This is a genomic window from Sphingobacterium sp. UBA5670 (assembly GCF_002420705.1).
GTDB lineage: Bacteria > Bacteroidota > Bacteroidia > Sphingobacteriales > Sphingobacteriaceae > Sphingobacterium.
Window position 1 is genome coordinate 323,967 of record NZ_DIIM01000016.1, and the last position, 23,901, is coordinate 347,867.

Genomic DNA, 23,901 nt, shown 5'->3' on the forward strand with positions numbered 1-23,901 from the left:
AGCCAATAATTGACCGATCACGCCTTTCAAATAAGGTAAAAGGAGATATTATTGAAATCCTAACGATGATGAAAATAACAATTTTTAGAAAAGCGCTTCTACTCACCTATTTTATTTGTTTGTGTAACGTAATTTATCTGGATGCGGCAGTCACCCAGAAAGTCGATGAGACTTCTATCAGTCCCAATAATTACAGCACTGGTTCCCAGTCAGAGCGGATACAGAAAGCCATAAACGAGGCGAAAAATACGACTGGAAAAGTGGTCATCCCTAAATATGATGCGGTAGCGAAAAAAAGTGTCTGGCTCATTGATCAGGCCATTTTGCTTCCCAGTGATTTTGAACTCGAATTGAACAACTGTACCATTAAGTTATCGGATAAATGCCGAGATAATTTTATCCGTTCGGCAAATGCCGGACTGGCAATCAAAGACATCATGCCCTCAAAAAACATCCGGATTATTGGAAAAGGAAATGTCCTTTTGGAAGGAGCTGATCATCCTAGGGCTACCGGTGACCATAATAAAACCTTGTCCCTTAACCCCAGTGGATTTGGGCAATCTTATGGTACCGATGCTGGCAAAGCCGGAGAGAACCAAAAAGGCGGATGGCGAAACCACGCCATCATATTGGCGCATACGGATGTATTTGAGGTGAGCGGCATTACATTAAAAGATTATCATGGGCATGGACTGGTATTGGAACGCTGTACAAACGGTAAGGTAAGCGATATTACTTTTAACGTGAGGCAGGCTGTCACTGTTGATGGAGCAGACAAACAGATCTTAAACCAGGACGGCATGGGCGTACGTTTTGGCTGTAAAAATATTCTTATTGCAAATTGCAAAGGTAAAAGTGGTGACGACTTTATTAATATAGGATTAACAGACACCGGGGTGGGAGCGGGCGAAGAAAATGTCAATGTGGTCAGTGGTTCGATATATCGGGGCGAAATCGACAACATTTCAACTATTTATCTTCAGAACTGGCAGGACTTCTATTCAATTTCACACCGATCCATACGGATTATGCCTGTAGGTAAACTTCGTATAAGTAATGTTTTTATCGAGAATATGGTTATCAGTCCGCTAGCACAACAGGGTTTAGTGGTCGAATATGCCGAGCATGTGAAAGGCTTATTTGTACGAAATTTAATCAGTCATCACCCTATAAAAGCGAAAGGTATCTCGCAGGCCAGTTTCAGAGATATCATTTACAGAGGTCGGGGTGAAGCTATCGATGTGCAACCAAGCGATACGGTTATTTTAGATCATGTAATACGTTTAAAAAACGAATAATAAAGCGCACTTAATCTCCGTTGTAGCGCGAAAAACACTTGTTTTTGCCTTTTGTACAAAATCAAACCATTTTCGTACAAAAACGAACCCTATGAATTGGTGATGATTATAGTTTTGTCTTAACCAATTTTAAAAAAGCAAAATATGTGTATGAAAATTCCTCCCGACCACGTGATTAGGCTCACGCAGGGTAATCCGAACTTTACAAAAAACATTGGCATTGTACGGCTGAGTTTTATGCTTCGTTAATAAGTCCGAAAACGAAGTCTTGCCATCAGCATTGTAAATGCATTAGCAGCAATGCGATGTTATTTATCACAAGAAGTTAAATTTAATATCCAAGCCTATTGAAGCAGACTTATTTTAAACTCATATTCTTTACGAGAAAGGGAACGTAAAGAACTAAAGTAAATTTTAACTAACCAATATAAATCAATGATACAAAAGATACATATCTGGCTCAGGAGCTGGATAATGAGTGCTACCCTATTGTCGGTGGCATCGAATTACGCTTATTCGCAGGCCACAGATCAGATGCAGGTCAAAGGTCAGGTGACCAATGATGCGGGACAGGGACTTAAGGGTGTTTCCGTCATGATTAAAGGAGCGAAAAAGGGGGTGCAGACAGATGCAAATGGTTACTATACCATCCAGGCAGCACCTACGGCTACGTTATTATTTACCTACATCGGTTTCAATAACCAGGAATTAGAGGTCAATCCATCAGGAATCATCAATGTGAAGATGTCAGGAAATAATGTCCTGGATCAAGTTGTGGTCGTAGGGTACGGTACAGCCAAGAAAAAAGATTTAACAGGTGGCTTGGCTGTCGTCGGAAAAGAGCAGCTAAGCATGGTATCGACCTCCAACCTAATGGATCGTTTGGTGGGACAGGTGGCGGGCTTCTCCATTACTACCGGTGAAGCTGCTCCGGGAGCCTCACAAACGCTGTTGATAAGGGGAGAAAATTCAATATCGGCCAACAATAGTCCTTTGATTATTCTGGACGGTATTCCCTACAGCGGATCCTTGGCAGATATTGATCCAAACAATGTCGAAAACCTTTCTATCTTAAAAGATGCCTCCGCTTCGGCTATCTACGGTTCGCGTGCGGCCAATGGGGTTATTCTGATACAAACAAAACGCGGTGCGTTGGGTAGAGCACAGGTAAACTATAAAGGTTTGATCGGTATGGCCGAACCTATGCAGCGCATCAACGTCATGGGGCCAAATGAATATATCCGCTTCCAGCAAGATATTGCACGTATTAGGCAAGGTTACACAGGCGCTTTGTTGGATCCTATTGCAGGTGATATTATCAGCGTAACGGAGCGTGGCAATTACGCGAAAGACATTACGCACAACTGGCAGGATTATGTCTTTCGGAAAGCGTTGACCATGGATCATCAACTGAGCATCTCGGGAGGTACTGAAAATACAAAATATATGGCTGCCCTAGCCGCTTTGGATCAAGAAGGTGTGGTGTACAATTCCAAGTTGTCACGTTTAAATATAACCACCAATGTGGATCAGACTTTTAATAAATGGCTAACAACTGGTATAGGCCTGCAGTATACCCGGAAAAGCGACGGCGGTATTACGCCAAATTTGGAACATGCTATTAAACAAAGTCCTTATGGTAGCTATAAAGACGAATCGGGAAAGTATGTGGCCGAGCCCATGGAGTATTCATTGATCGTTAATCCGATGCGCAACGTCAATGCGATTCAGGATAGGTATAATAACAACTTCTTTCTTTCGGGCTATGCCAATATTTTGTTACCTGTAGAAGGTCTCTCCTTACGATCAAATTTTGGTTATAATTATCGGAATGGATTTACAGGAACCTATTACGGACGCAACACTTTTGAAGGCCGGGATCAAGGTACGCAGGCCGGAGGGAGTGCTTCTATCAACAATTCCAATTATAACGATTATACCTGGGAGAACCTGCTCAAATACGAGCGGCAGATCGGCGATCATCGTTTTGATGTGACGGGTTTATTCAGTATGCAAAAAACGAAAAGCTGGTCGACGGCGCAGAGCGGAGCCGGTTTTGTAACCGATGATACCGAATATTTTATGATAGGTTCGGCCAGCCGCCTTGTTTCCAACAGTGCTTCTTTATCGGAATCAGCCATGCTGTCGTATATGGGCCGGATAAATTATGCCTATAAAGGTAAGTATCTATTGACCTTAACTGGACGTACAGATGGAGCCTCGGTATTTGGTGTCAACAATAAATACGCATTTTTTCCAGTTGCGGCGGCGGCATGGCAAATCGGAGAAGAGCGTTTTCTGAAAGATAACGTCAAATGGCTGGATATGCTGAAAATCCGTCTTTCTTACGGTGCCAACGGTAACCAGGCGATCACTCCCTACCGCACTTTAGACCGCCTATATTCCAACGTCAAATATATTTGGGGAGATGATGGTGCTGCAGTTACTACGGCATATTTAGCCGGAGATGGTGTGGGTAACCCTAATTTGAAATGGGAGACCACCTATTCGACCAATCTGGGGCTGGACTTTCAGTTGTTTAATAATAGATTGGGCGGTACTATTGATGCTTATCTCTCTAAGACGAAAGATTTGCTGATGACTCGTACTGTACCGATCATGAACGGGTATAACCGAATTTGGGACAATATTGGTGCGACTCAAAATAAAGGGATTGAGGTCACCTTAAATTCAGCGAATGTTAAAGGAGAAAATTTCCAGTGGAATACCACGGCTGTATTTTCCTTAAACAGAGACAAAATTGTCGAGTTGAGAGGGGATGGTATCGATGATATTGCCAATAACTGGTTTATTGGTCAGCCATTGAGAGTATTCTACGATTATAAAATGATCGGTGTATGGCAGAATGGTGAAACCATTACTGTTGATGGGGCAGCGCCCGGAGCCGCCAAACTGTACGATCGCGATGGCAACGGCAAGATAGAAGCCAGCGATAGGGTAGTCATTGGATCTAAAAATCCACGCTACACAGCTTCTTTAGCCAACCGGTTTGCTTACAAGAATTTTTATGCATCAGCTTTGGTTACCGGTGTTTTTGATGTATGGCGCGATGATCACATGGCCAATCTAGGTGCCTGGACTTTTGGAATTACCAACTATGTACACGATGCCAATTATTGGACGCCGGAGAATCCCAATGCGACGATCGTTTCGCCGGGCTATCTCAATCCATTAGGACACGGCTATTATAAAAAGGTGAGCTACGTACAGGTAAAGAACATCACCTTTGGCTATAAGTTGCCACACAAAATTGCTAAAAAGGTAGGTGTAAATGGTATTGATGTAAACGTCAGCGTCAACAATCTCAATACTATTTCTAATATCAGGGAGGTACTCAATTACGACAACACCTGGATGGCCTCTTATCCAACGGCACGATCGTATATGTTTGGCTTAAATGTAAACTTCTAATCGAATAGGACATGAAAATGAAAAATATTATCACAACAAGTTTGGGGCTTATCGTATTGTTCTCCTTAGGAGGCTGTAAGAAGTTTCTGGAGGAAGAACTGAAAACTGAACTGGCGCCATCCAATACCTATACCAGCACCTATGGTTTCGAGGTGGGGAGCGCTGGTCTATATACCCTCACCCGCTCAGAATACAATACCTATGGCGAAGGTGGTGCCTTTATTCACAATGGTGCCTGTCCATACGAAGCCTTACAAGTCTCTACAGATATCGCCGATGCCATCAATAGTGACGGCTCGCTGACGGCTTTTGCCAACCTTACATTGACTGCCTCCGAACGTTTTGTAGGAACTTACTGGAACTGGGCTTATAATCTTATTTCATCGGCAAACCTCATGTTGGTTTATTCCGAAAAAAACACCAATTGGGATACACCGGAAGATAAAGCACGCTTCCAGGCTGAAGCCCGGTTCTTTCGGGCTTATGCTTACCGTACCTTGGTTTATCTCTACGGTGATGTACCTTATGTGGAAACCATTCTGTATGATTTTCAGCTTAATTTTACACGCACACCAAAAGCCGAAGTTATCGGGCACATGGTCGACGATCTGAAGTTTGCCGTGGATAACCTACCTACCAATCCGGACGGCGTCAAAGAAGGGAAGCTGACCAAATGGGCCGCGAGCCATTTACTGAGCGAAATATATCTGTTGCAGGGCAATCATGCCGAAGCCGAAAAGGCCGCATTGGCGGTCATCAACAGCGGTTATTATAACCTGATGAAAAGCAGGTACGGTGTCAATGGCAGCAAACCGGGCGATGTATTCAGCGATTTATTTCTGGAAAATAATCAAAATAGAAAAAGTGGCAATAAAGAAAGTATCTGGGTATTACAATTCCAGTTTAACACGATCGGCGGTGGTACCAATTCGGATGACTGGACCCGGAGGGCGTGGATACCCAATTACTCGACCATTACGGGATTTGTACTGGCTGATACCCTGGGTGGTCGCGGAATCGCACAGTTAGTACCGATGAAATGGTGGGTAGGTACCACAGGTACCAATGCGACAGGCAATGTGGCCGGCATTTTCGAAGCAAATGATATCCGTAATTCAGGCTATAATATTAAGCGTAACTGGTATTATAACAACGCAAACGAGGCCTCGCTAAATGGCAAAAAAGCCAATATTACAGAACAGACCTGGTTTACGACAAAGAGCCTGTTTCCAGCAATTACAAAATTCTTTTATGGCCGTACTGAAAATCTAAGCCTGACCGGCAGTTATAAAGATCGTATGAAATTCCGTTTAGCCGAAACCTATCTGTTGCTTGCCGAAGCCTATTTGGGGCAAAATATGCCTGATAAAGCTGCGCAAGCCGTTAATGAGGTACGGAAAAGAGCTGGAGCGTCTGAAATTACGGGCGCACAGATGACTATGGATTTCTTGCTCGATGAGCGTATCCGCGAATTAGTTGGCGAAGAAAGCAGAAGGTTCACCTTGGTGCGTACCAATACTTTGGTGGAGCGTGTCAAAAAGTATAATAATGCAATAAAGGATAAAATCACGGACAATAATATCCTGTGGCCGATTCCGCAGGTGATCAGGGATGCAAATACAGGAGCACCATTCCCTCAGAATCCGGGGTATAATTAATGGTAGCGGGAAGCTGTATGAATTACATTTGAATTTTCGCCAGCTTCCCGATCTGATGACAAACAGCGACTGCGCCAGTCAGGCGCATGAAACTATCCAAATGTTAGTAAAAACATAAATCAATGAAAATAATCAATTATTTATACAAAGCTTTATTTTTCTTATGCATGGTAATGTGCCAGTTATCGTGCAAACAGGAAATTCAAGATATACCCAAAGTCAATGAGACGATGGAACTTCAGCCTTCGTCAGAAAACATTACGCTGGACGAGGTCAATATGACCAAAGATATTGTCACATTTAACTGGAAGCCCGCCAGGGCACAGTCAGATGATCATTTGGTCAGCTACAGCACCATGTTGGATGTCGTGGGTAATAATTTTGGTACGGGTACAGCCATATTCAACTATGAGGATGATGATGTATTCAGTAGAAGCTTTACCTCCGAACAGCTGCAAAATTGGGCAAACGAAAAATGGGGAATACCGGCAAATAAGAGTTTTACGCTGGAGTTTAGGGTGGTTGCCCAATGGGAGGGGGGCGCTACTTTTGAGGCACCTGAAGTACGAACCGTAAGAATTTCAGTAACCCCAATGAAGACGGTTGTTTTTGATGCCGATAAGGTGTTCTTAAGCGGAAGTGCGGTTAGCGGAAGTAAGGTGGAGATGCCTAAAACATTGGAAAACCTAGATCAGTATGCCTATGTATTGAATTTACAGCCGGGCGAACTAGAAATTCCGGTCGAATTTAACGGGGAGACCAATTATGTGGTTACTGCCGATGGAAGCGCTGCATTAAACGATGGTAACGCAGTGGGTATAAAGATGAGAGAACCTGTATTCTCCTGGAAGATAGAAACTGCTGGAGAGTACCGTGTCGTGGTCAACATGCAGAAAGCCACGGCAACAATCTATTCACCTGCAAAAGCCCTCGCAGCAAAGACCGTGACCTGGACGGGGGATCAACCCTATACAACCACTGTGACGGATTTATGGATGCACGGAAGTATTAATGGCTGGGGAACTCCGGTTAAAATGGATTGCCAGGTCAGTTTGGCCGATCCGCAAGTTTTGGTCTATACTGGTGGTAAGGTAGGGACTACCAAGTTTATCGTGACTGGAGATAACAGCAATAACAAAAACTTGGCTTACGCATTTAGCGCTCCGCCCACATCTGATGGTGTAGCCCAGACTCTGACCCTCACTTTGGGAAAAGTAGCTGAATTGGGCGGCGGCACCGCGAGTGCAAATCGCAATTCTTATTTCACTATTCCGGCGACGACCAATGTGCTGATTTTTGATTTAAGAAACATGACAATGCTGGCGTTAAAACGGTAAATGACCGTATAAAAGCGCATAAATTAACTTTAACATTTTTGAAAGTGAAAAATATAAATTATAAAAAAGCCTGTCTCAAAGCATTTACTGTTATGCTTTGCTTTCTAGCAGTTTCATGTAAGAAAGATAGCGCTGATAGTGAAAGTGTTATGTCGGGTACCTTGGTAAAACCCAGTTACAACCGGAGTTCCATGTTTCGTAACCCTTTAAACGGCTGGGTCATGTATGCATCAGCTTCGGGCAATCCATCTTATTGGGATACCCAATTCTATGTACCTGACCTAGGTAAAACGGTCAAAGCGATTGATTATGCATCAGCCTGTTATATCCGTACCAGCTGGCGAACTTTTAACCCTAGCGACGGTGTTTATGCCTGGAGAGATCCTGGTACGGCAATCTATAAGATGATTAAAGGGGCACAGGATAAAGGACTGCCAATTGCCTTTCGTATCGTCGTCGACGGCCGAGACCAGGGGGCAAATACGCCACAATTTGTATTCGATGCAGGGGCCAAGTATTATGTGGCCAATGCGTCTTTCCCCGATAGAAAAACACCCGTGCTACAAGACCCTATTTTTAGGAAATATTATAGCAAGCTGATCGAAGAATTGGCGAAGGATTTTAATGATTTAAATAAAACCTCTTTTGTAGATGCCTATGGACTTGGTTTATGGGGCGAGGGACATAGCGTCATTTATGAAGATCCGAATAACCCTTCCGGCCAAAATATTGAAGTCATCAAAGAAGAAGTCATCGATTGGATTTCGGACGTGTATACAAAGAACTTCACAAAAGTACCCTTGCTGATCAATTACCATCGCGTAGTTGGTGATCCTGCGGGCAATGGCGCTCCCAATCCTAATTCGGAGAAGCTATTGAATAAGATGATTAACAAAGGATATAGTCTGCGTCAGGATGCATTTGGAATGACCGATTATTATCAAAGCTGGGAAAAGAACTTTGCTAAGATCTGGAATTTTAAACGTCCGATTATTATGGAAGGCGGCTGGATTACCACGGGCACGCACCGTTACTGGACAGATCCAAGTGGTAAATATAGACAAGACCACCCCGAAGATGTTCGACAGGGTGAATTTGACAGCTCCTTGGAAGCTGCTGTAAATATGATGGATTTCCGTATCGGTGAAATCGAAAGCTGGTTTACCAAATCTTTTACCTTATGCCAGCGTTTTATTTCTGAAGGTGGCTATCGTTTATATCCCGATCGGGTCTATTTACCGGAGAAAGTCAAGGCTGGTACCGAAACGACAATTAATCATCGTTGGCGGAATATGGGCTGGGGGTATTTTCCGAACAATATTCCCCAATGGAACTATAAATATAAGGTAGCCTTTGCGCTTCTGGATGAAGAAAATAAGGTGAAAGAAGTTTTTGTAGATGATAAAGGAGAACCTTCAGCCTGGCTTAAGAATAACCCAATAGCGTACGAATTAAAAGCTAACGTAAGCGTAGTTGCTGGAAACTATACCTGGGCCGTCGCCATTGTAGATACAACAAATGAAAATCAGCCGGGAATAAGGCTTGCCGTAAATGGCGATATAACTGATTCCGGATGGTTAAAACTATTGGAGGTGCAGGTACAATAAAACTGAACAGATATCAATAGAAACAGCTGTCAAACGATTGATTGGTAGCTGTTTTTCATACCAATAAGCTCCTTAAAATTAGCAATGTTTCAAACTAATTATTTTTTAACCTATTGCCTGTAGACATCAATACATAGCGAGGCCTAAGCCCCGCTTATGTTTCAGCTTTTATAATTCGAATGAATATAATTTGTAGACTATATTCCTAATTCACCATGGGCAAGCATATGTCTGTAAATTGTTCTGCAGTTGTCGAAGAATCCTGAACAGGAATTTTCAACATAGGTTTGCGAAGTGAAGGTGTCAATTACTTGGCCACTACCATTGTAGACTGTCAGCGTGTAAACACACTTTGTAAGAAACTCTGCATTGTTTTCCTTTGTTGATTCGGCAACTTCAACTTTGCTGGTGTTTTCAGTTGTTGCGGAAGTACTTGTTTTTACTTCTGCATTTTCCTTCGGTGCTTTTGTGTCCGTGCCTGCAAAAGCCGCTGTCGATAGCGCAGCTACGGCTATCAGACTCATCAATAACTTTTTCATTGTTTTTAAGTTTTTTGTTAAACCATATATGCCTTTTGGGCATGTTTTAATTATCTACTAATAAAAATAAGGACAAGAAAATTGACTGAGATGAGCGATTAGTATTCGCGAGCGCTGATCTATTATTCGCGCTAACTTATTCGATATTTAGTTTATCCAGTAAAGTGAAAGCCGCCAAAAATATACTTGGTCAATTCCGATAAAAAACGCTAGTAAAAACTTCGCAGCAGCAGCTTTAATCGCCGTGTCAACTTTCGCTATGGCAGCCGACAAACCCGCATCGAAATCAGAGAAAGCTAACGTGAACTTATCAACGGCAGACTTCGCTTTAAAGCACTATGTTGCGGTAACTACCGAAGGAGAATCAGCAGGTGTAGCGCACTTATTCGCTGAAGATTTCAATCAAAAAATCCAAACTTCCAATGCACAAAATCATAGCTATCCCTTAAAAATATATAAGTTGTGAAGACATATCGAGAGATGTGGTTTTTTAACGTCAAAAGGGCCTGATTCTCATCAGACCCTTTCTCTTAGCGTTTGTTTGTACAGAAATTTTTATGTTTCTTATCGTTTCCTCTTTTTTGTTTCGTCATCCAATGTTTTAAAGACAATTGGATTTTCACTGTACGACGCCAATTTTTATGTTGAACCTTTCTTTCGAAAGGCAGCTTGTAGCTGCTTTGTATAGTAAGAACAGTTGTCGATTTGAAATAGTTTTATTGGAGTGACTTTTTTTATATAAGTTGTAATGTTTTTATCTTTTTGGAGACTAAAGATTATAGTATGTTATTTTCAATTCCGAAGAAAGCAGAAAACTTCTCTGCCAAAGTGGAGACGGGAATAGTTTAGAAAAATTACGTATTATTGCCCTATGACAGATTATGCACAATAGTTTTAAAATGAGACTAAAATTCCTCCTTGTCATTTTGGGCCTAAGTTTATTCCTTTGCTCCTGTAAAAACAAGAGTTTAGTAAATTCCATTTGGAAAAATTGTGGAGATAATACTGGCCTAAAGGATATCCTTGTGTTTGACGATACGCATAATTTTGAACGCAATGATACTATCTATAGTAGGCTGATTATTGACTCCCCGATTGCAGTAATTAACCAGATTGATATCTACTATGGCGAAAGAAGATTATATCTAAAAAGGCTTTCTGATCAAAAAACTTATAGATTCTGTGAGCAATAAACGACAATAATAACATGTTTTAATTTATGCAATTCAATATTATTGACCACCAGCCATCGATCAAATCGATTCAAATGGTTAAGAATTTTCTCTTGCATACTGATTTTCCTATATTTGGTAGTATCATGTTTCACAATGCCTAAATATCAATTTTGTAATGAAATACCTTTTTGCAAGTCTATCAGTTTTATTTTTAAACCTGGTACAAGCTCAGACCTCGACTAAGACAGAACTCTATATCATTGGCACGGTGCATGATTCCTCTGCAATTTTGAATCCAGATATGCTATTTGAAATTATAGATAAGATCAGGCCAGATATACTCTTACAAGAAAATGATAGCGAACAGATTAAAGATTACGCAAAGGAAATTCGTCTAACCTCCAACGAGCAGACTGCGACATTACGATATCTTAAAAAATATCCTGAAACACGCAATTTACCATTCGAATTTGAGGGTAGAAATCAGTATCGAAAAGATAGGGGGATGGTGCCGGCTGATTACCTTACCGTACAGCTTATCGATAGCTTGTATCAAGTCGGAAAGTTAAGTGACGCCAATAAAGCCATCTATGAGAAATATAAAGAAGCGAATAAAGCGCTGTTTAACTTTTCAAAAACAGATATAAAGACATTGAATTCCGTCGCTTTTGAAACTTTGAATAGATTTAGACAAACTCTTCAGCATCATGAGATCCCCAAAATTGCTAATTCCGAAGTAATTTTTGGAGAGAAAGATATAGTGAAACCCAATGGTCAAAAGATTTCTTACCGAGACGGTTATCAGCTTTGGTGTAATTTTTGGGATCTAAGAAATAATACAATGGCTATTAATATCATCAAACACGCTAATAAGTATCGTGGGAAAAAGATAGTTATCCTGACCGGGGTACAGCACAAGTATTATTTAAAGGAGCTGCTCGAAAAATATCAAGATGGCACTTATCACGTTATTGAATATTTTCAATAACATGATATATATGTTGTAGAGCCACATCGTGAGATGTGACGTTTATTTGTACAGTAATTTTTTATATTTTCCTCTTTTTTGTTTCGTCATCCAATGTTTTTAAAGACAATTGGATTTTCACTGTACGACGCCAATTTCTTTATTGAACCTTTCTTTCAAAAGGTAGCTTGTAGCCGTTTTGTAAGAACAACAGTCAATTTGAGATAATTTTATAAATCCTTACCAACTTCAGTGTTAAATGCAAAAAAAGATGTGCCCTTGGGGAAATACAGGTTGGTACATGATGGCTATTGGGAATTATTGCTTTATCTTGGATCTTTCCATTGGACCAAAACTATGATCACCTTATCTAAACACATATTATTTTCTTTTATCCTTTGTCTGTTATTTTCGCAGTCTCAAGGTCAGTCAGATCCTAATAAAGGATTTTTGAAGATTAAAAATGATATTTTTTGGGATACCCAAGATGGGGATCCTATATATAGCCAAGGAGGAGGTATTTTTTCTTTTAAAGACCCTAAAGATGGACAGACTAAATATTTTTGGTATGGAGCAAAATATCAGGAATCTGAGAAATACCGAAATGACCCTAGTGTTACTCCTGAACGTGACAATTTTGTTTCTGTAACGTGTTATGTGTCTACGGATCTGGTAAACTGGACCTCTCATGGAGATGTACTGACTCTTGATGAACTCAATAAAAATTCTATCCAGACACGCTGGGCAGGACGTTTAGGTGTCGCATATATCAAGGAAATAGACAAGTATGCGCTGCTCATCCAACATAATGATCAATTATTAGTTACCTTATCAGAGCGTCCCAATGGCCCATTTAAATGGCACCAGCGCATCGATATGACTGGTATGATAGGCACAAGCAATACCGGAGATCAAACGGTATTCACCGATGAGGATACCGGAAAGTCTTATCTGGTGTATTCCTATGGAAGAGGAAGAAACAGGATTTACATTTCAGAGATTGGGGTAAAAGACGGCAAGGTAGGATTATTGGATTGTAATATGGTATTTAAAGGCGAGGGACGGGAGGGTAACTGTATGTTCAAACATAATGGAAAATACTATTTATTTGCCTCCAACTTATATGGCTGGGACTCCTCTTTTGCTTATTACTTAGTTTCAGATCATATTTACGGTCCATATACGCCAACCAATGAAATGCTGATCTTGGAGGGCTCAGAGGCAGATTATGCCCATGTCACGCAAACAGGCTTTTTTGTCACGCTAAAAGGGACTAAAATGCAGACAGTGATATATTGTGGCGACAGATGGGCTAATTTTGCGGGTAATGGTCTAGGGTATAACCAGTGGTGTCCCCTTTCCTTTGATGGCTCAAAGCCTATTTTTAATTCCTTAAGTTCATGGAGTCTTCATCCGTCGACAGGAGAATGGCTGGTGAACAGTGACAATAATTACGTGAAGAACGGGAGTTTCGAGGCCGATAGAAGACATATACCAAGCCCAGTAAAACCTGTTCAGGAACAGTTATTAGGATGGCAAACCACTATCATCAAGGGAAATCTGCTGTCTGTTACTGATTCTTTATCTCCCGTGCTTAATTATTTCAATACTACCGAGGATAGAAAGCAGGTAATTGGAGAAAAGAGTCTGCAGATAAGTGATAAAATAGATTTTAAACGGAAGGTTTCACAAATTATTCAGTCAAGCCAGGATGTGAAACTAGCGGATGGGAAATATACGCTATCTGCAAAATTTAAACGCGGTAGCGGATTTGAGGATATCTATATGTATGCCTTAAGTGATGGTAAAGCGTATAAACTAAAACTGAGCAAAGCGGATCAGAATTGGAATAATATTACTCTAGAGAATTTATCCGTAAAAAATGGGCGCGTTGAAATAGGTTTTATTGCCAGTGGAAAGGCGAATGCTTTTTGCTATATAGATGATGTAACACTTATTAGATCTAAATAACACGCAAATCAACTAAAAACTTAAGATTCTTAAATAAAGAATTCAGCCATCCCTTACAAATCTATAAGTTGTGAAGCCATATCGAGAGATGTGGCTTTAATTTTTTCCGTATCATTGTATGTCGATGAATATTAGACGATGATAAAATACGCCAGCAGTATTCTATGTTTTTTAAAATAACTGTCAAATCGTTTCGAATTAATTGATTTTGAATTTAGAAAATGACACACTATAATATCAAATGGCTAACAGATAGATTTGAAAATGGAGATAAGTTTAAATTTCTCTTTTTTTGGGGGCATACGGATAAGCAAAATCAGGAAGTTGGAAAATTTGTTTTCAGCCAATGGTATGAGAGTCCGTTTATAGTAGATAATATTACCTACAGGACTGCTGAGCATTGGATGATGGCCCAAAAAGCATTGCTTTTTGATGATAAAAAGAATTTTGAGAAAATCATAAACTGTATTAAACCAGGTGAGGCCAAAGAGTTGGGACGGCAGGTTGTGGGCTATGATGATCAGATTTGGAATGAACGAAAATTTGAGATCGTCAGGAATGGAAACATCCATAAGTTTAATCAACATTGGGCGCTGGCCGAATATTTGTTAAAAACAGAAAATAGAGTTCTTGTTGAGGCAAGCCCTGTTGATGCCATATGGGGTATTGGACTTGCACAAGATGACGTCGATATTGAAAACATCTATTGTTGGCGTGGTCAAAATTTATTGGGCTTTGCGTTGATGGAAGTACGAGATTTTCTAAGTCAATTTGGACAATTTCATGCACTTCAAAACGCTATGCAAGCACCTTGGTCGAAGTTTTCCGATAAGGATAGTGGCGATATGTTTTGGAGAATGGGATCTGGGGAGGAATATTTAAGTGAATTCGGTGCTTATTATAATAATCTATCTAAAAGGGAACAAAAGATATATCAACTGACCTATCCTCATCCTTATTCATGGATAGATTTTTATTAAGCAAATCGATTAATTCGTATAAACAGTATCTAATATAATAAGTGGTTTGCCAAACTACGTCATAGGCAGACCACTAGTGAACATATGGTTATCGAGGTCATGTCGTGAGATTTGGCTTCTGAAAATGAGAATTATTGTTGAAGATATCGGCTATAACGTTATGTTTTTATTTACTTTTGTCTTTAGATATATAATATTGTCCCTCCATAATTGGTTAAATTCAATTTCTAACCTAATTTATAGAAGCTTCTAATTGATTGGTTTTTCGGATTTGAACAAGTGTGCCGTTGGGACAAGGAGTTGATGAAAAAATATAGCGTAGGAATTTCAAAGCAATTAAAATGAGTTTAAATGAATTAACATTTTATCTAGCTGTAGCAACATTGGGTATTAGTTTACTTTTTTTACATCGTTATATTGCAGTTAGAAGAGCTCTTAGAACAGATATCGAGATTTATCTTTGGGAAAATGATTATACCTTATTAAGATATGATTATAAATTAAGAGGAAGAAAAGATGTTTTGAAATATAAGCCCTATCTCGAGCACGGGTATAAAAGTGGCCGTATTTTTCTAGATTTGCATGTAAAGGATTCAAAAGGCTATAACAAGGTGATAGAAGCTAAAATTTCTATTGATTTTATTAATATTCAGTCTGTAGAATTTCGTCAAGTATAAGGCCTTAGATAGTAAATGAGCATGTAGCATAATTGTTAATTTGGAGCGTAGCAGTTTTGGCACTAATATATACAGTTCGCTCCAAAGTATGCTATAAAACCCGCTCTATATAGTGATTCCGAATTCACCTAAAGATTAAAAATTCATCCGGACATTCCCTCCATTCACCGAGTTTTCCGGTCTATTTGTCTAAAGCCGATAGGCGAAGAGCGTATTGTGTTGTAGTTTTGAGTCAATAAATAAGAACTAAAAACTAACACAATAAAATAAAGACATTATGAACCATCTTGAGTGTATTTAAAAAGCACTCATGACAGCTTTATCATCAAATAAAAAAACAAATAATTTCGATAAAAAACTCTAGTAAAAACATTCGCAGCAGCAGCTTTAATAGCAGTATCCACTTTCGCTACGGTAGCTGAAGGACCTGGAGCAAAATCAGCAAAAGCAAACGTTAACCTTTCTACAGCAGAATTGGCTTTGGATCATTATGTAGCGGTAACCACTGCGGGCGAATCAGCAGGTGTAGAGCAGTTATTCGCTGAAGATTTCAATCAAAAAATCCAAGCTTCCAATGCACAAGCCCATGGCCGTGAAGCTGTGGTTAAATCGTTAAAAAAACAAAAAGGAGAGAAGTTGAACTGTGAAGTAAGTACTGATATCATCGAGGAGTCTGCAGACTATATGGTAGCAAAAGTGACTTTGAAATTTGAATACTTCACCAAGACTGATCTCGTGACTTTGGAGCGTGTGGGCAATGACTGGAAGGTTTCCAAATCAATCAATTCGTATAAATAGGATCTAAATACTAGTGAGCTGCCCAGATTAGTATTGGATCAGGTCACTAGTGAATCATATGTTTAAGTTTAGTTAAAAGCCAGATCGTGAGATCTGGCTTTTTTCCTAGTCAAAAAAATATTTCAATTCGGCTCTTTTGACGTGGTACTTTTTTAAGCGCATTACTGCGCGTAGCTTTACTATTCCTATTAAAGCTTTCTTGATTTTTTGATCTCTTTTGCTATTTCCATTGCTTTCTTCATATCAGGAATACCATAACCATAAGGGATAACCGGGTTATTGATTCGATCTCCTGATTTGCGTATTACATCCATTAGCTCCATATTGCTCAATTGCGGATAGGCCTGCCATAAACAGGCGGCTAAACCACAAAGTATAGGACTCGAATAGGAGGTTCCACTACGTGTTTCACCGGCGCCTGATTGTCCGATTACCCATGCTCCTCCACCTAGGGCCATAACATCCGGTTTCATTCTGCCATCTACTGTTACTCCCCAAGATGTAAAATCTGCTACCCCACGATTATCATATACCGCACCTACTGTAAGTACATGAGGAGAGTCGGCCGGACTCCCTACCCAGCTTCTGTCATTGCCAGCACAATTGACAATCAAGATACCTTTACTGGCTGCTATGTTAGCAGCCCTTGTGGCAAATGTGGTCTTTCCATCCATCTCTTCAAATTTATAGGCAGGATCGTAGAAACTTTCTGGACCATAATAAAGTGACGAATTAATGATATCTACACCAACACTGTCCGCAAATTCAGCAGCGCTGGCCCAGTAGTCCTCCTCGACATGGTGTTCAGATGATTGATCTTCTGAGCGCAGCAGCCAGTAATTTGCCTCCGGTGCGGTACCCACATATGTTCCTGGTTGGTTGACAGCCATGCAGGAACTTACCCAAACTCCGTGCATATCGACCGCATATGGATCATCGTTTTCATAGACAAAAGATTTAGCACCTTTGATATTCACATTTTTAAAAGCTGGATTATTTTTAAGATCCAAAAAACCGGCATCGATGATCGCGATATCGATACCTGCTCCTTTATAACCATTCTCATGAAGCACCTGGCCATTATTTATGTTTATATTTGAGGCAGCTCCGCCATAGTCCAATTGATTATTTGGGGTATTGTTGGACACTTTTTGAGGAATATCTTTATACTTTCCTTTCTCGGTTAAGTTTTCCCTTGGCCCTTCCCATACTTTTTCTGCCGAGTGCACAAAAGGGAGATTTTTATATTTGTCAATAAGGAAATAATCTACACAATGTACCGTGACGGTATTTAACCATTTACTTTTGGAGACAATTTTACATCCTACCTTTTCAATTTGTTTTAAATAGTCCTCCGAAATAGGAAGATCGGAATTGTCGATTGCGATGTTTCGTTTCTGTCGCCGCTGGATAGCCTTCTCTGATAAGAATGTTTCAGGCTTATTCAACGTATGAGAAGATGTTCCTTTGTCCTTTAGTACTAACCTAAACTTGTAGTCATTGGCATCTGTTACAATGATTTTTACTTTTGCTGTTGCTTTGCCATTCGCAAGGGTTGCTATTGCATATGTTTCACCAGCTCCTTCAGGCCATACTGAAGCTTCTTTTGTTTCTGTATTTTGTGTTAAACGTGCAATTCTTGTGTTTTCTACTGTCCAGTTTATTTCATCTGAGTCACCTACCGGTAGATTCTGTATTTCAGTTGCCAGCCTGGCCCCTAAAAATTGTATTTCACGTTTTAAGTAAACTTCATCTGGTTTAATGACAATTTTTATAGGTTCGGGAATGACAGTCTCTTCATTTTTTTTACATGAATTAAATAAAAAGCACAGTAAAAGGAAACACAAGGAGATTTTGAAAGAATGAAGCATTTAGTATGTTTTTTGGGTTACCAAATAAGTTTTTGTATTTGTAGTGAAATCGACTGCAAATTAAATAAATATTGACTATTAATTCTCTTTATTTGTTATCTAATTTTAGTTTTTGTACCGGTTTTTATTATGTTTCTTTAATTATGAATATAATTAGCTGTAATCAGCAATTCGTAAACTTTCACCTTCCCATTCCCGCCATTCACCGAGTTTTTCCGATCGTTGGTCTAAAGCCCGTAGGCTGCGGGTCTAATGTGTTGTAGTTTTGAGTCAACAAATAAGAACAGAAGTACTAACACTATAAAAAAGACATTATGAGAACTCTAGTAAAAATATTCGCAGCAGCAGCCTTAATCGCCGTATCAACTTTCGCTATGGCAGCTGAAGGACCAGGTTCAAAATCAGCAAAAGCTAATGTTAACTTATCAACAGCAGACTTCGCTTTGGAGCACTACGTTGCGGTAACGACTGCGGGCGAATCAGCAGGTGTAGAGCATTTATTCGCTGAAGATTTTAATCAAAAAATCCAAGCTACCAATGCGCAGTCTAACAGTCGCAGCGAAGTTATTAAATCGTTAAAAAAACAAAAAGGCGAAAAGCTGAACTGTGAAGTAAGTACTGATATCATCGAGGAGTCTGCAGACTATATGGTAGCAAAAGTGACTTTGAAATTTGAATACTTCACCAAGACTGATCTCGTGACTTTGGAGCGTGTGGGCAATGACTGGAAGGTTTCCAAATCAATCAATTCGTATAAATAGATTTTTATGACTAGCGGCTTGCTTGAGTGAAAACGGTGGGCCACTAGTGAATCATATGTTTAAATTTAGTTCAGAAGCCATGTCGTGAGATGTGGCTTTTTTACGTCAAAAGGGCCTGATTCTCATCAGACCCTTTCTCTTAGCGTTTACTTGTACAGCAAATATTGAACAGACCCAATGGTTTTCAAAAGTGAATGTTGCTACCTCGGCGGGATACCTTATTGACCTAATGCCTTGACGATGGCTATGCCCACAGCTTTGGCCGATTGCGGATTTTGGCCAGTGATCAATCTTCCGTCAATGGTGACATGGGATTGCCAAGGTTCGGATTTTTCATAAATCCCACCTATTGCCTTTAGTCTATCTTCCAATAAAAAGGGAACGACATTGCTGAGCTTTACAAGCTCTTCCTCTTCATTGCTAAAGCCATTGACTTTTTTTCCTTTTATCAGATATTCACCGGTGCTCAGTTTGATGTTGATTAAGCCAGCAGGGCCATGACATACAGCTGCGACAACGCCATTTGCCGCATATATCTTGCTGGCAATCTTTGCGATTGATGAGTCGAAAGGCAGATCCCACATCGCACCATGTCCTCCGGCGTAAAAGATGGCTTTGTATTCTTCAGGTTTTACCTGAGAAGGTTTGAGTGAATGGGTGATTTTATTGTGGTAGTATTTATCCTCCCAGAATTTTTTGTTAACGGGATCATTCAGATCAAATCCATCCACAGGTGGATTTCCACCTTGTGGGCTAATGAAATCAATCTCATATCCAGCAGCTGTTAAAACTTCCCATGGATGTGAGACTTCGCCAAGATAATAACCTGTTTTTTCGCCTGTACTACCTTTTGTATCGTGGCTAGTTACTACAAATAAAATTTTCGGTTTTCGATTTATTGCATAGCAATGCGTTACTATTAGGATGAATAAAACCGAAAATATTCCTATTTGCCTAAAGAGTTGTTTTGCTTTCATACTGACTTGATTTTCTTTTTGTTGAAACAAATTTCTTGATTTTGTATGGTAATTTACCGTGACCTATATCACAAAATTAAAACTCACCTCTCTATTCCTACCATGCACTGAGTTTTCCTGCTCATTAGTCTAATGCCAATAGTCTAGCGCTATATTGTGTCGTAATTTTGAGTCAACAAATAAGTACAAGACCATCATGAGCATCGATGGAAATGAGTGTGTTCAAACTAGCGAATCATATGCTTATTTAATGACAGAGCGTGAGATGTGTCTTTTTACGTCAAAAGGGCCTGATTCTCATCAGACCCTTTCTCTTAGCGTTTACTTGTACAGTAATTTTTATGTTTCCTATCGTTTCCTCTTTTTTGTTTCGTCATCCAATGTTTTTGAAGACTATTGGATTTTCACTGTACGACGCCAATTTTTATGTTAATCCTTCCTTTCGAAAGGCAGCTTGTAGCTGCTTTGTATAGTAAGAACAGTTGTCGATTTGAAATAGTTTTATTGGAGTGGCTTTTTTTATAAATTGAATTAAAATGGAAAAACCTGTCAAAATTCACTTACTAGAATTTTATGTTTTGCTCCCCATTTACTCAATTTTGCCCATATAGGAACCAGTTCTTTAGCAATTTCTGTCAACTCATAATCCACTCTTGGAGGTACCTCTGCATAAACGGTACGTTTTACCAAGCCATCCTTTTCCATTTCACGTAATTGCAGCGTAAGCATTCGTTCAGTAATTCCATTAATCTGATTGCGTAATTCACTGAAACGTAATTTCCCATTTTCTAACTTGCAAAGAATAAGCAGTTTCCAACGACCACCAATTTTGCAAACAGCATAAGTCAAATCACAGCTTTCCATGATATAACTCTCATTCAACAAATTAGTCGAATTTTCTTTTCTTTTCCCCATTACTTACAAATTTGTTAGTACCATACAATTAGCTGTATACTATGCAAATTTATTGTTTCAAATTAATTTTGTTCCATCAAAATCAATAAACATGAGAAAAATTTTATTATCGATAATAATTCTGGGGACTATTTCATGTAAGACCACTAGCACAATCAAAAATGAAACGACTATGCAACTGACACCAAAAATTAAAGAAATCTTAAGTCATTTAGAAACAATACAGGTATTTCAAGGCAAAAACCCTTTAGATATAAGCCGGAAACATTATGATGCGATGGCTCAACAATTAAGTGGAAGCAAAGAAGCTGTTTTCAGCATGGAGGAATTTAATATTCCTTCAAAAAATCATCAAATTCCTGTAAGATTATACCGGCCTAAAGGCAAACCATCAAATTCATCTGCCATTATCTACATTCATGGAGGATGGTTTATTTCTGGTGGTTATGAAACTCATGATGCAATCGCTCGAAAAATGAGTAACGAAACGGAAGCTGTCCTCCTTTTTGTCGATTACCGTCTCGCTCCTGAAAATCCTTTTCCTGCCGGACTAAATGATTGTAAAGATGCTACAGCATGGTTAATCAATCACGCAAAAAAGCTTGGAATTGATGTTCAAAAAATCGGAGTCATTGGCGACAGTGCGGGCGGAGCTTTGGCAACAGCCTTATCTCTTGAATTAGGAAGTCAATTAAAATTTCAGGTTTTAATTTATCCTGCTTCTGATAACTCATTAAGTACAGCATCCTGGGAAAATTATAAAAATGGTCCAATCTTAAATAAAGAGTGGGGATTACAAGCCTGGAATTGGTATTTGAAATCCAAAGAAGACAAGACAAATCCTTTAGCTGTTCCAATTTTAATCAAAGATTTCAAAAAAACTCCAGAAACTTTGTTCATTATAGCAGAACATGATCCATTAAAAGATGAAGGAGAGAAATTAGCCGAAAACATGAAAAATTCAGGAGTATCCGTTAAAAAAAGTTTATATAAAGACATGGTTCATGGTTTTATGCATATGGGAGTTCTTTTACCTGAAACACAATTAGCAGCTAAAGAAATTGCTGAATTTATAACCAAAAGTTTAGAAAAATAGAATTTTACGATGAAGAAGTACGCATACATAGGAGCATTAGGCTTTTTAGCTATTATTACAACTGAATTTGGGATCATTGGTATTTTGCCGCAAATAGCGGAACATTACCAAATCGGTATTGATAAGGCTGGTTATCTGTTAGGAGCATTTGCATTAGCGATTGCGCTTACTGGACCTTTTATGACTTTGTTGTTATCAGGATTTGATCGTAAGAAAGTGATGTTGATAGCTATTTTTATTTTTCTGTTAACGGGAATTATATCGTCATTTTTACCACCATTTTGGCTATTAATGCTTGTAAGGATATTACCAGCATTTTTACAGCCTGTTTATATTGCTACAGCTTTATCCGTAGCGATTTCGCAAGGTAATAAACAGAACGAAAATGAATTGATGAGTATCGTGTTCAGCGGTGTTGCCATTGCAATGGTAACAACTGTTCCGTTCGCTACTTATATTGCCAGCATTTTTTCTTGGGAATATTCGTTTATAGTACAGGCTATCATCAGCGTTGTGGCATTATTGGCTATTTACTTTGTGTTGCCGGCAATGCCTGTGAGAGAAAAAAAATCTTACGGAAGTCAATTAAAAATATTGAAAAAACCGATGTTCATTGTAAGTACATCAATGAATTTCTTTATGATTGCGGCTTGGTTTTCCACTTATAGTTACTTTGCCGATTATCTAAATAAAGCCAAAGATATGGACGGAACCATGGTCAGCTATATGCTGTTTATATTCGGAATTATCGGTGTGTTTGCTAATTGGGTAGCTGGTAAACTATTAAACAAGAACATAACCTACACAACTGTTTTTTTTCTTTCGGGGACTATAATAGTTCCTATACTCCTGCATTTTTCGGGAGGCAATACTCTGGCTACCATTATGGTAATCGCTTTATGGGGTTTTCTATATTCTCCAAGTTTCTTAAATGCTTCTACCTATATGATTTCATCTGCACCAGAGGCGATGGAATTTGCCAATAGTTTGGCTACATCATTTGGAAACTTAGGCGTAACGCTAGGAACCACCGTAGGTGGTTTGATCATTGTGTCGAAGGGCGTACAGTTTACTCCTTGGATAACCGTCTTATTTGGTGTGTTGGCTTTTTTAATGATCGGACTAAGATCCCGATTGGAAAAGAATTCAGCTTAATCCAGACCTCAAAGGTCTTCGATACTGTTGATGATGAAGTATAGTACAATCGGAACTGTGTTCTATATTCGTGAACTTTCGCCTCCCTATTCCCGTCATTCAACGAGTTTTCCAGAGCGTTGGTCTAAAGTCCGTAGGCTGGGGGCCTATTGTGTCTTAGTTTTGAGTCAACAAATAAGAACAACAGAACTTACACAATAAAATAAAGACATTATGAACTCATTAGTAAAAACATTCGCAGCAGCAGCTTTAATCGCCGTATCAACTTTCGCTATGGCAGCTGAAGGACCTGGAGCAAAAGCTACAAAAGCAAACGTTAACCTCTCTACAGCAGACTTGGCACTTGATCACTATGTTGCAGTGACCACTGCGGGAGAATCAGCAGAAGTAGAGCAGTTATTCGCAGAAGATTTCAATCAAAAAATAAAATCTTCCAATGTACAATCTAACAGCCGTAGCGCGGTAGTTAAACTATTGAAAAAACAAAAAGGCGAAAAGCTGAACTGTACAGTAAGCACTGATATCATCGAGGAGTCCGCAGACTATATGGTCGCTAAAGTAACCTTGAAATTTGAAAACTTCACCAAGACTGATTTGGTTACCTTTGAGCATCTGGGCAATGACTGGAAAGTATCCAAATCAATTAATTCGTATAAATAAGAGCCATCTTAAATAAATATATATATT

Annotated in this window: 19 protein-coding genes; 15 read left to right on the top strand and 4 right to left on the bottom strand. The window is 39.4% G+C overall.

Annotated elements, in window-relative coordinates:
* The first annotated feature begins 65 nt into the window (after positions 1–65).
* The 5 genes from B3C94_RS14220 (at position 66) to B3C94_RS14240 (ending at position 9,332) form a co-directional block, all read left to right on the top strand.
* Positions 66–1,298, top strand: a complete 1,233-nt coding sequence (locus tag B3C94_RS14220; RefSeq protein WP_293904768.1) for a glycosyl hydrolase family 28 protein — start codon at positions 66–68, stop codon at positions 1,296–1,298.
* Positions 1,299–1,733: 435 nt separating this feature from the next.
* A complete protein-coding gene (locus B3C94_RS14225; protein ID WP_293904770.1) occupies positions 1,734–4,730 on the top strand; it encodes a SusC/RagA family TonB-linked outer membrane protein in 2,997 nt (998 codons plus the stop codon).
* Positions 4,731–4,747: 17 nt separating this feature from the next.
* Positions 4,748–6,388: a RagB/SusD family nutrient uptake outer membrane protein gene (locus tag B3C94_RS14230; protein WP_293904772.1), complete on the top strand. Its 1,641-nt coding sequence runs from the start codon at positions 4,748–4,750 to the stop codon at positions 6,386–6,388.
* 122 nt (positions 6,389–6,510) lie between these two features.
* Positions 6,511–7,725 (top strand): SusE domain-containing protein, encoded by a 1,215-nt coding sequence (locus B3C94_RS14235; RefSeq protein ID WP_293904774.1) that lies wholly within the window; start codon positions 6,511–6,513, stop codon positions 7,723–7,725.
* A 44-nt stretch (positions 7,726–7,769) separates the two neighbouring features.
* Positions 7,770–9,332, top strand: coding sequence for a DUF4832 domain-containing protein (locus tag B3C94_RS14240; protein ID WP_293904776.1), 1,563 nt, complete (start codon positions 7,770–7,772; stop codon positions 9,330–9,332).
* Positions 9,333–9,529: 197 nt separating this feature from the next.
* Here the strand turns inward: B3C94_RS14240 and B3C94_RS14245 are convergent, their stop codons facing one another.
* On the bottom strand, positions 9,530–9,871 hold the full coding sequence (locus B3C94_RS14245) for a hypothetical protein (protein ID WP_293904778.1): 342 nt from the start codon (positions 9,869–9,871) through the stop codon (positions 9,530–9,532).
* Positions 9,872–10,130: 259 nt separating this feature from the next.
* On the opposite strand from B3C94_RS14245, the gene B3C94_RS14250 reads away from it, so the two are divergent.
* From B3C94_RS14250 to B3C94_RS14275, 6 genes are all read left to right on the top strand, one after another.
* Complete coding sequence (locus tag B3C94_RS14250; RefSeq protein WP_293904780.1) at positions 10,131–10,337, top strand: hypothetical protein; 207 nt, start codon at positions 10,131–10,133, stop codon at positions 10,335–10,337.
* Between the two features lie 884 nt (positions 10,338–11,221).
* Entirely contained in the window at positions 11,222–12,034 is an 813-nt protein-coding gene (locus tag B3C94_RS14255; RefSeq protein ID WP_293904782.1) for a hypothetical protein, read from the top strand.
* A 231-nt stretch (positions 12,035–12,265) separates the two neighbouring features.
* A complete protein-coding gene (locus tag B3C94_RS14260; protein WP_293904784.1) occupies positions 12,266–13,984 on the top strand; it encodes a family 43 glycosylhydrolase in 1,719 nt (572 codons plus the stop codon).
* A 221-nt stretch (positions 13,985–14,205) separates the two neighbouring features.
* Positions 14,206–14,964 carry an NADAR family protein gene (locus B3C94_RS14265; protein ID WP_293904786.1) on the top strand — a complete coding sequence of 253 codons (759 nt, stop codon included), beginning with the start codon at positions 14,206–14,208 and terminating at the stop codon, positions 14,962–14,964.
* Between the two features lie 341 nt (positions 14,965–15,305).
* Complete coding sequence (locus tag B3C94_RS14270; protein ID WP_293904788.1) at positions 15,306–15,641, top strand: hypothetical protein; 336 nt, start codon at positions 15,306–15,308, stop codon at positions 15,639–15,641.
* 480 nt (positions 15,642–16,121) lie between these two features.
* Positions 16,122–16,439 (top strand): hypothetical protein, encoded by a 318-nt coding sequence (locus B3C94_RS14275; protein WP_293904790.1) that lies wholly within the window; start codon positions 16,122–16,124, stop codon positions 16,437–16,439.
* Positions 16,440–16,627: 188 nt separating this feature from the next.
* Here B3C94_RS14275 and B3C94_RS14280 read toward each other — a convergent pair whose 3' ends face one another.
* The gene (locus B3C94_RS14280) at positions 16,628–18,310 is read right to left on the bottom strand and encodes a S8 family serine peptidase (protein ID WP_293904792.1); all 1,683 of its coding nucleotides are present in this window, start codon (positions 18,308–18,310) and stop codon (positions 16,628–16,630) included.
* A 314-nt stretch (positions 18,311–18,624) separates the two neighbouring features.
* Here B3C94_RS14280 and B3C94_RS14285 point away from each other — a divergent pair, with 314 nt between their 5' ends.
* A complete protein-coding gene (locus B3C94_RS14285) occupies positions 18,625–19,071 on the top strand; it encodes a hypothetical protein (RefSeq protein WP_293904794.1) in 447 nt (148 codons plus the stop codon).
* A 218-nt stretch (positions 19,072–19,289) separates the two neighbouring features.
* Here B3C94_RS14285 and B3C94_RS14290 read toward each other — a convergent pair whose 3' ends face one another.
* Both B3C94_RS14290 and B3C94_RS14295 read right to left on the bottom strand, forming a co-directional pair.
* Positions 19,290–20,048, bottom strand: a complete 759-nt coding sequence (locus B3C94_RS14290) for a type 1 glutamine amidotransferase domain-containing protein (RefSeq protein WP_293904796.1) — start codon at positions 20,046–20,048, stop codon at positions 19,290–19,292.
* Between the two features lie 549 nt (positions 20,049–20,597).
* Positions 20,598–20,963 carry a winged helix-turn-helix transcriptional regulator gene (locus tag B3C94_RS14295; protein WP_293904798.1) on the bottom strand — a complete coding sequence of 122 codons (366 nt, stop codon included), beginning with the start codon at positions 20,961–20,963 and terminating at the stop codon, positions 20,598–20,600.
* 91 nt (positions 20,964–21,054) lie between these two features.
* On the opposite strand from B3C94_RS14295, the gene B3C94_RS14300 reads away from it, so the two are divergent.
* The 3 genes from B3C94_RS14300 to B3C94_RS14310 all read left to right on the top strand — a co-directional run bounded on the left by B3C94_RS14300 (position 21,055) and on the right by B3C94_RS14310 (position 23,874).
* Positions 21,055–22,059 carry an alpha/beta hydrolase gene (locus B3C94_RS14300; RefSeq protein WP_293904800.1) on the top strand — a complete coding sequence of 335 codons (1,005 nt, stop codon included), beginning with the start codon at positions 21,055–21,057 and terminating at the stop codon, positions 22,057–22,059.
* 9 nt (positions 22,060–22,068) lie between these two features.
* A complete protein-coding gene (locus tag B3C94_RS14305; RefSeq protein WP_293904802.1) occupies positions 22,069–23,214 on the top strand; it encodes an MFS transporter in 1,146 nt (381 codons plus the stop codon).
* Between the two features lie 213 nt (positions 23,215–23,427).
* Complete coding sequence (locus B3C94_RS14310) at positions 23,428–23,874, top strand: nuclear transport factor 2 family protein (protein WP_293904804.1); 447 nt, start codon at positions 23,428–23,430, stop codon at positions 23,872–23,874.
* Positions 23,875–23,901: the final 27 nt, after the last annotated feature.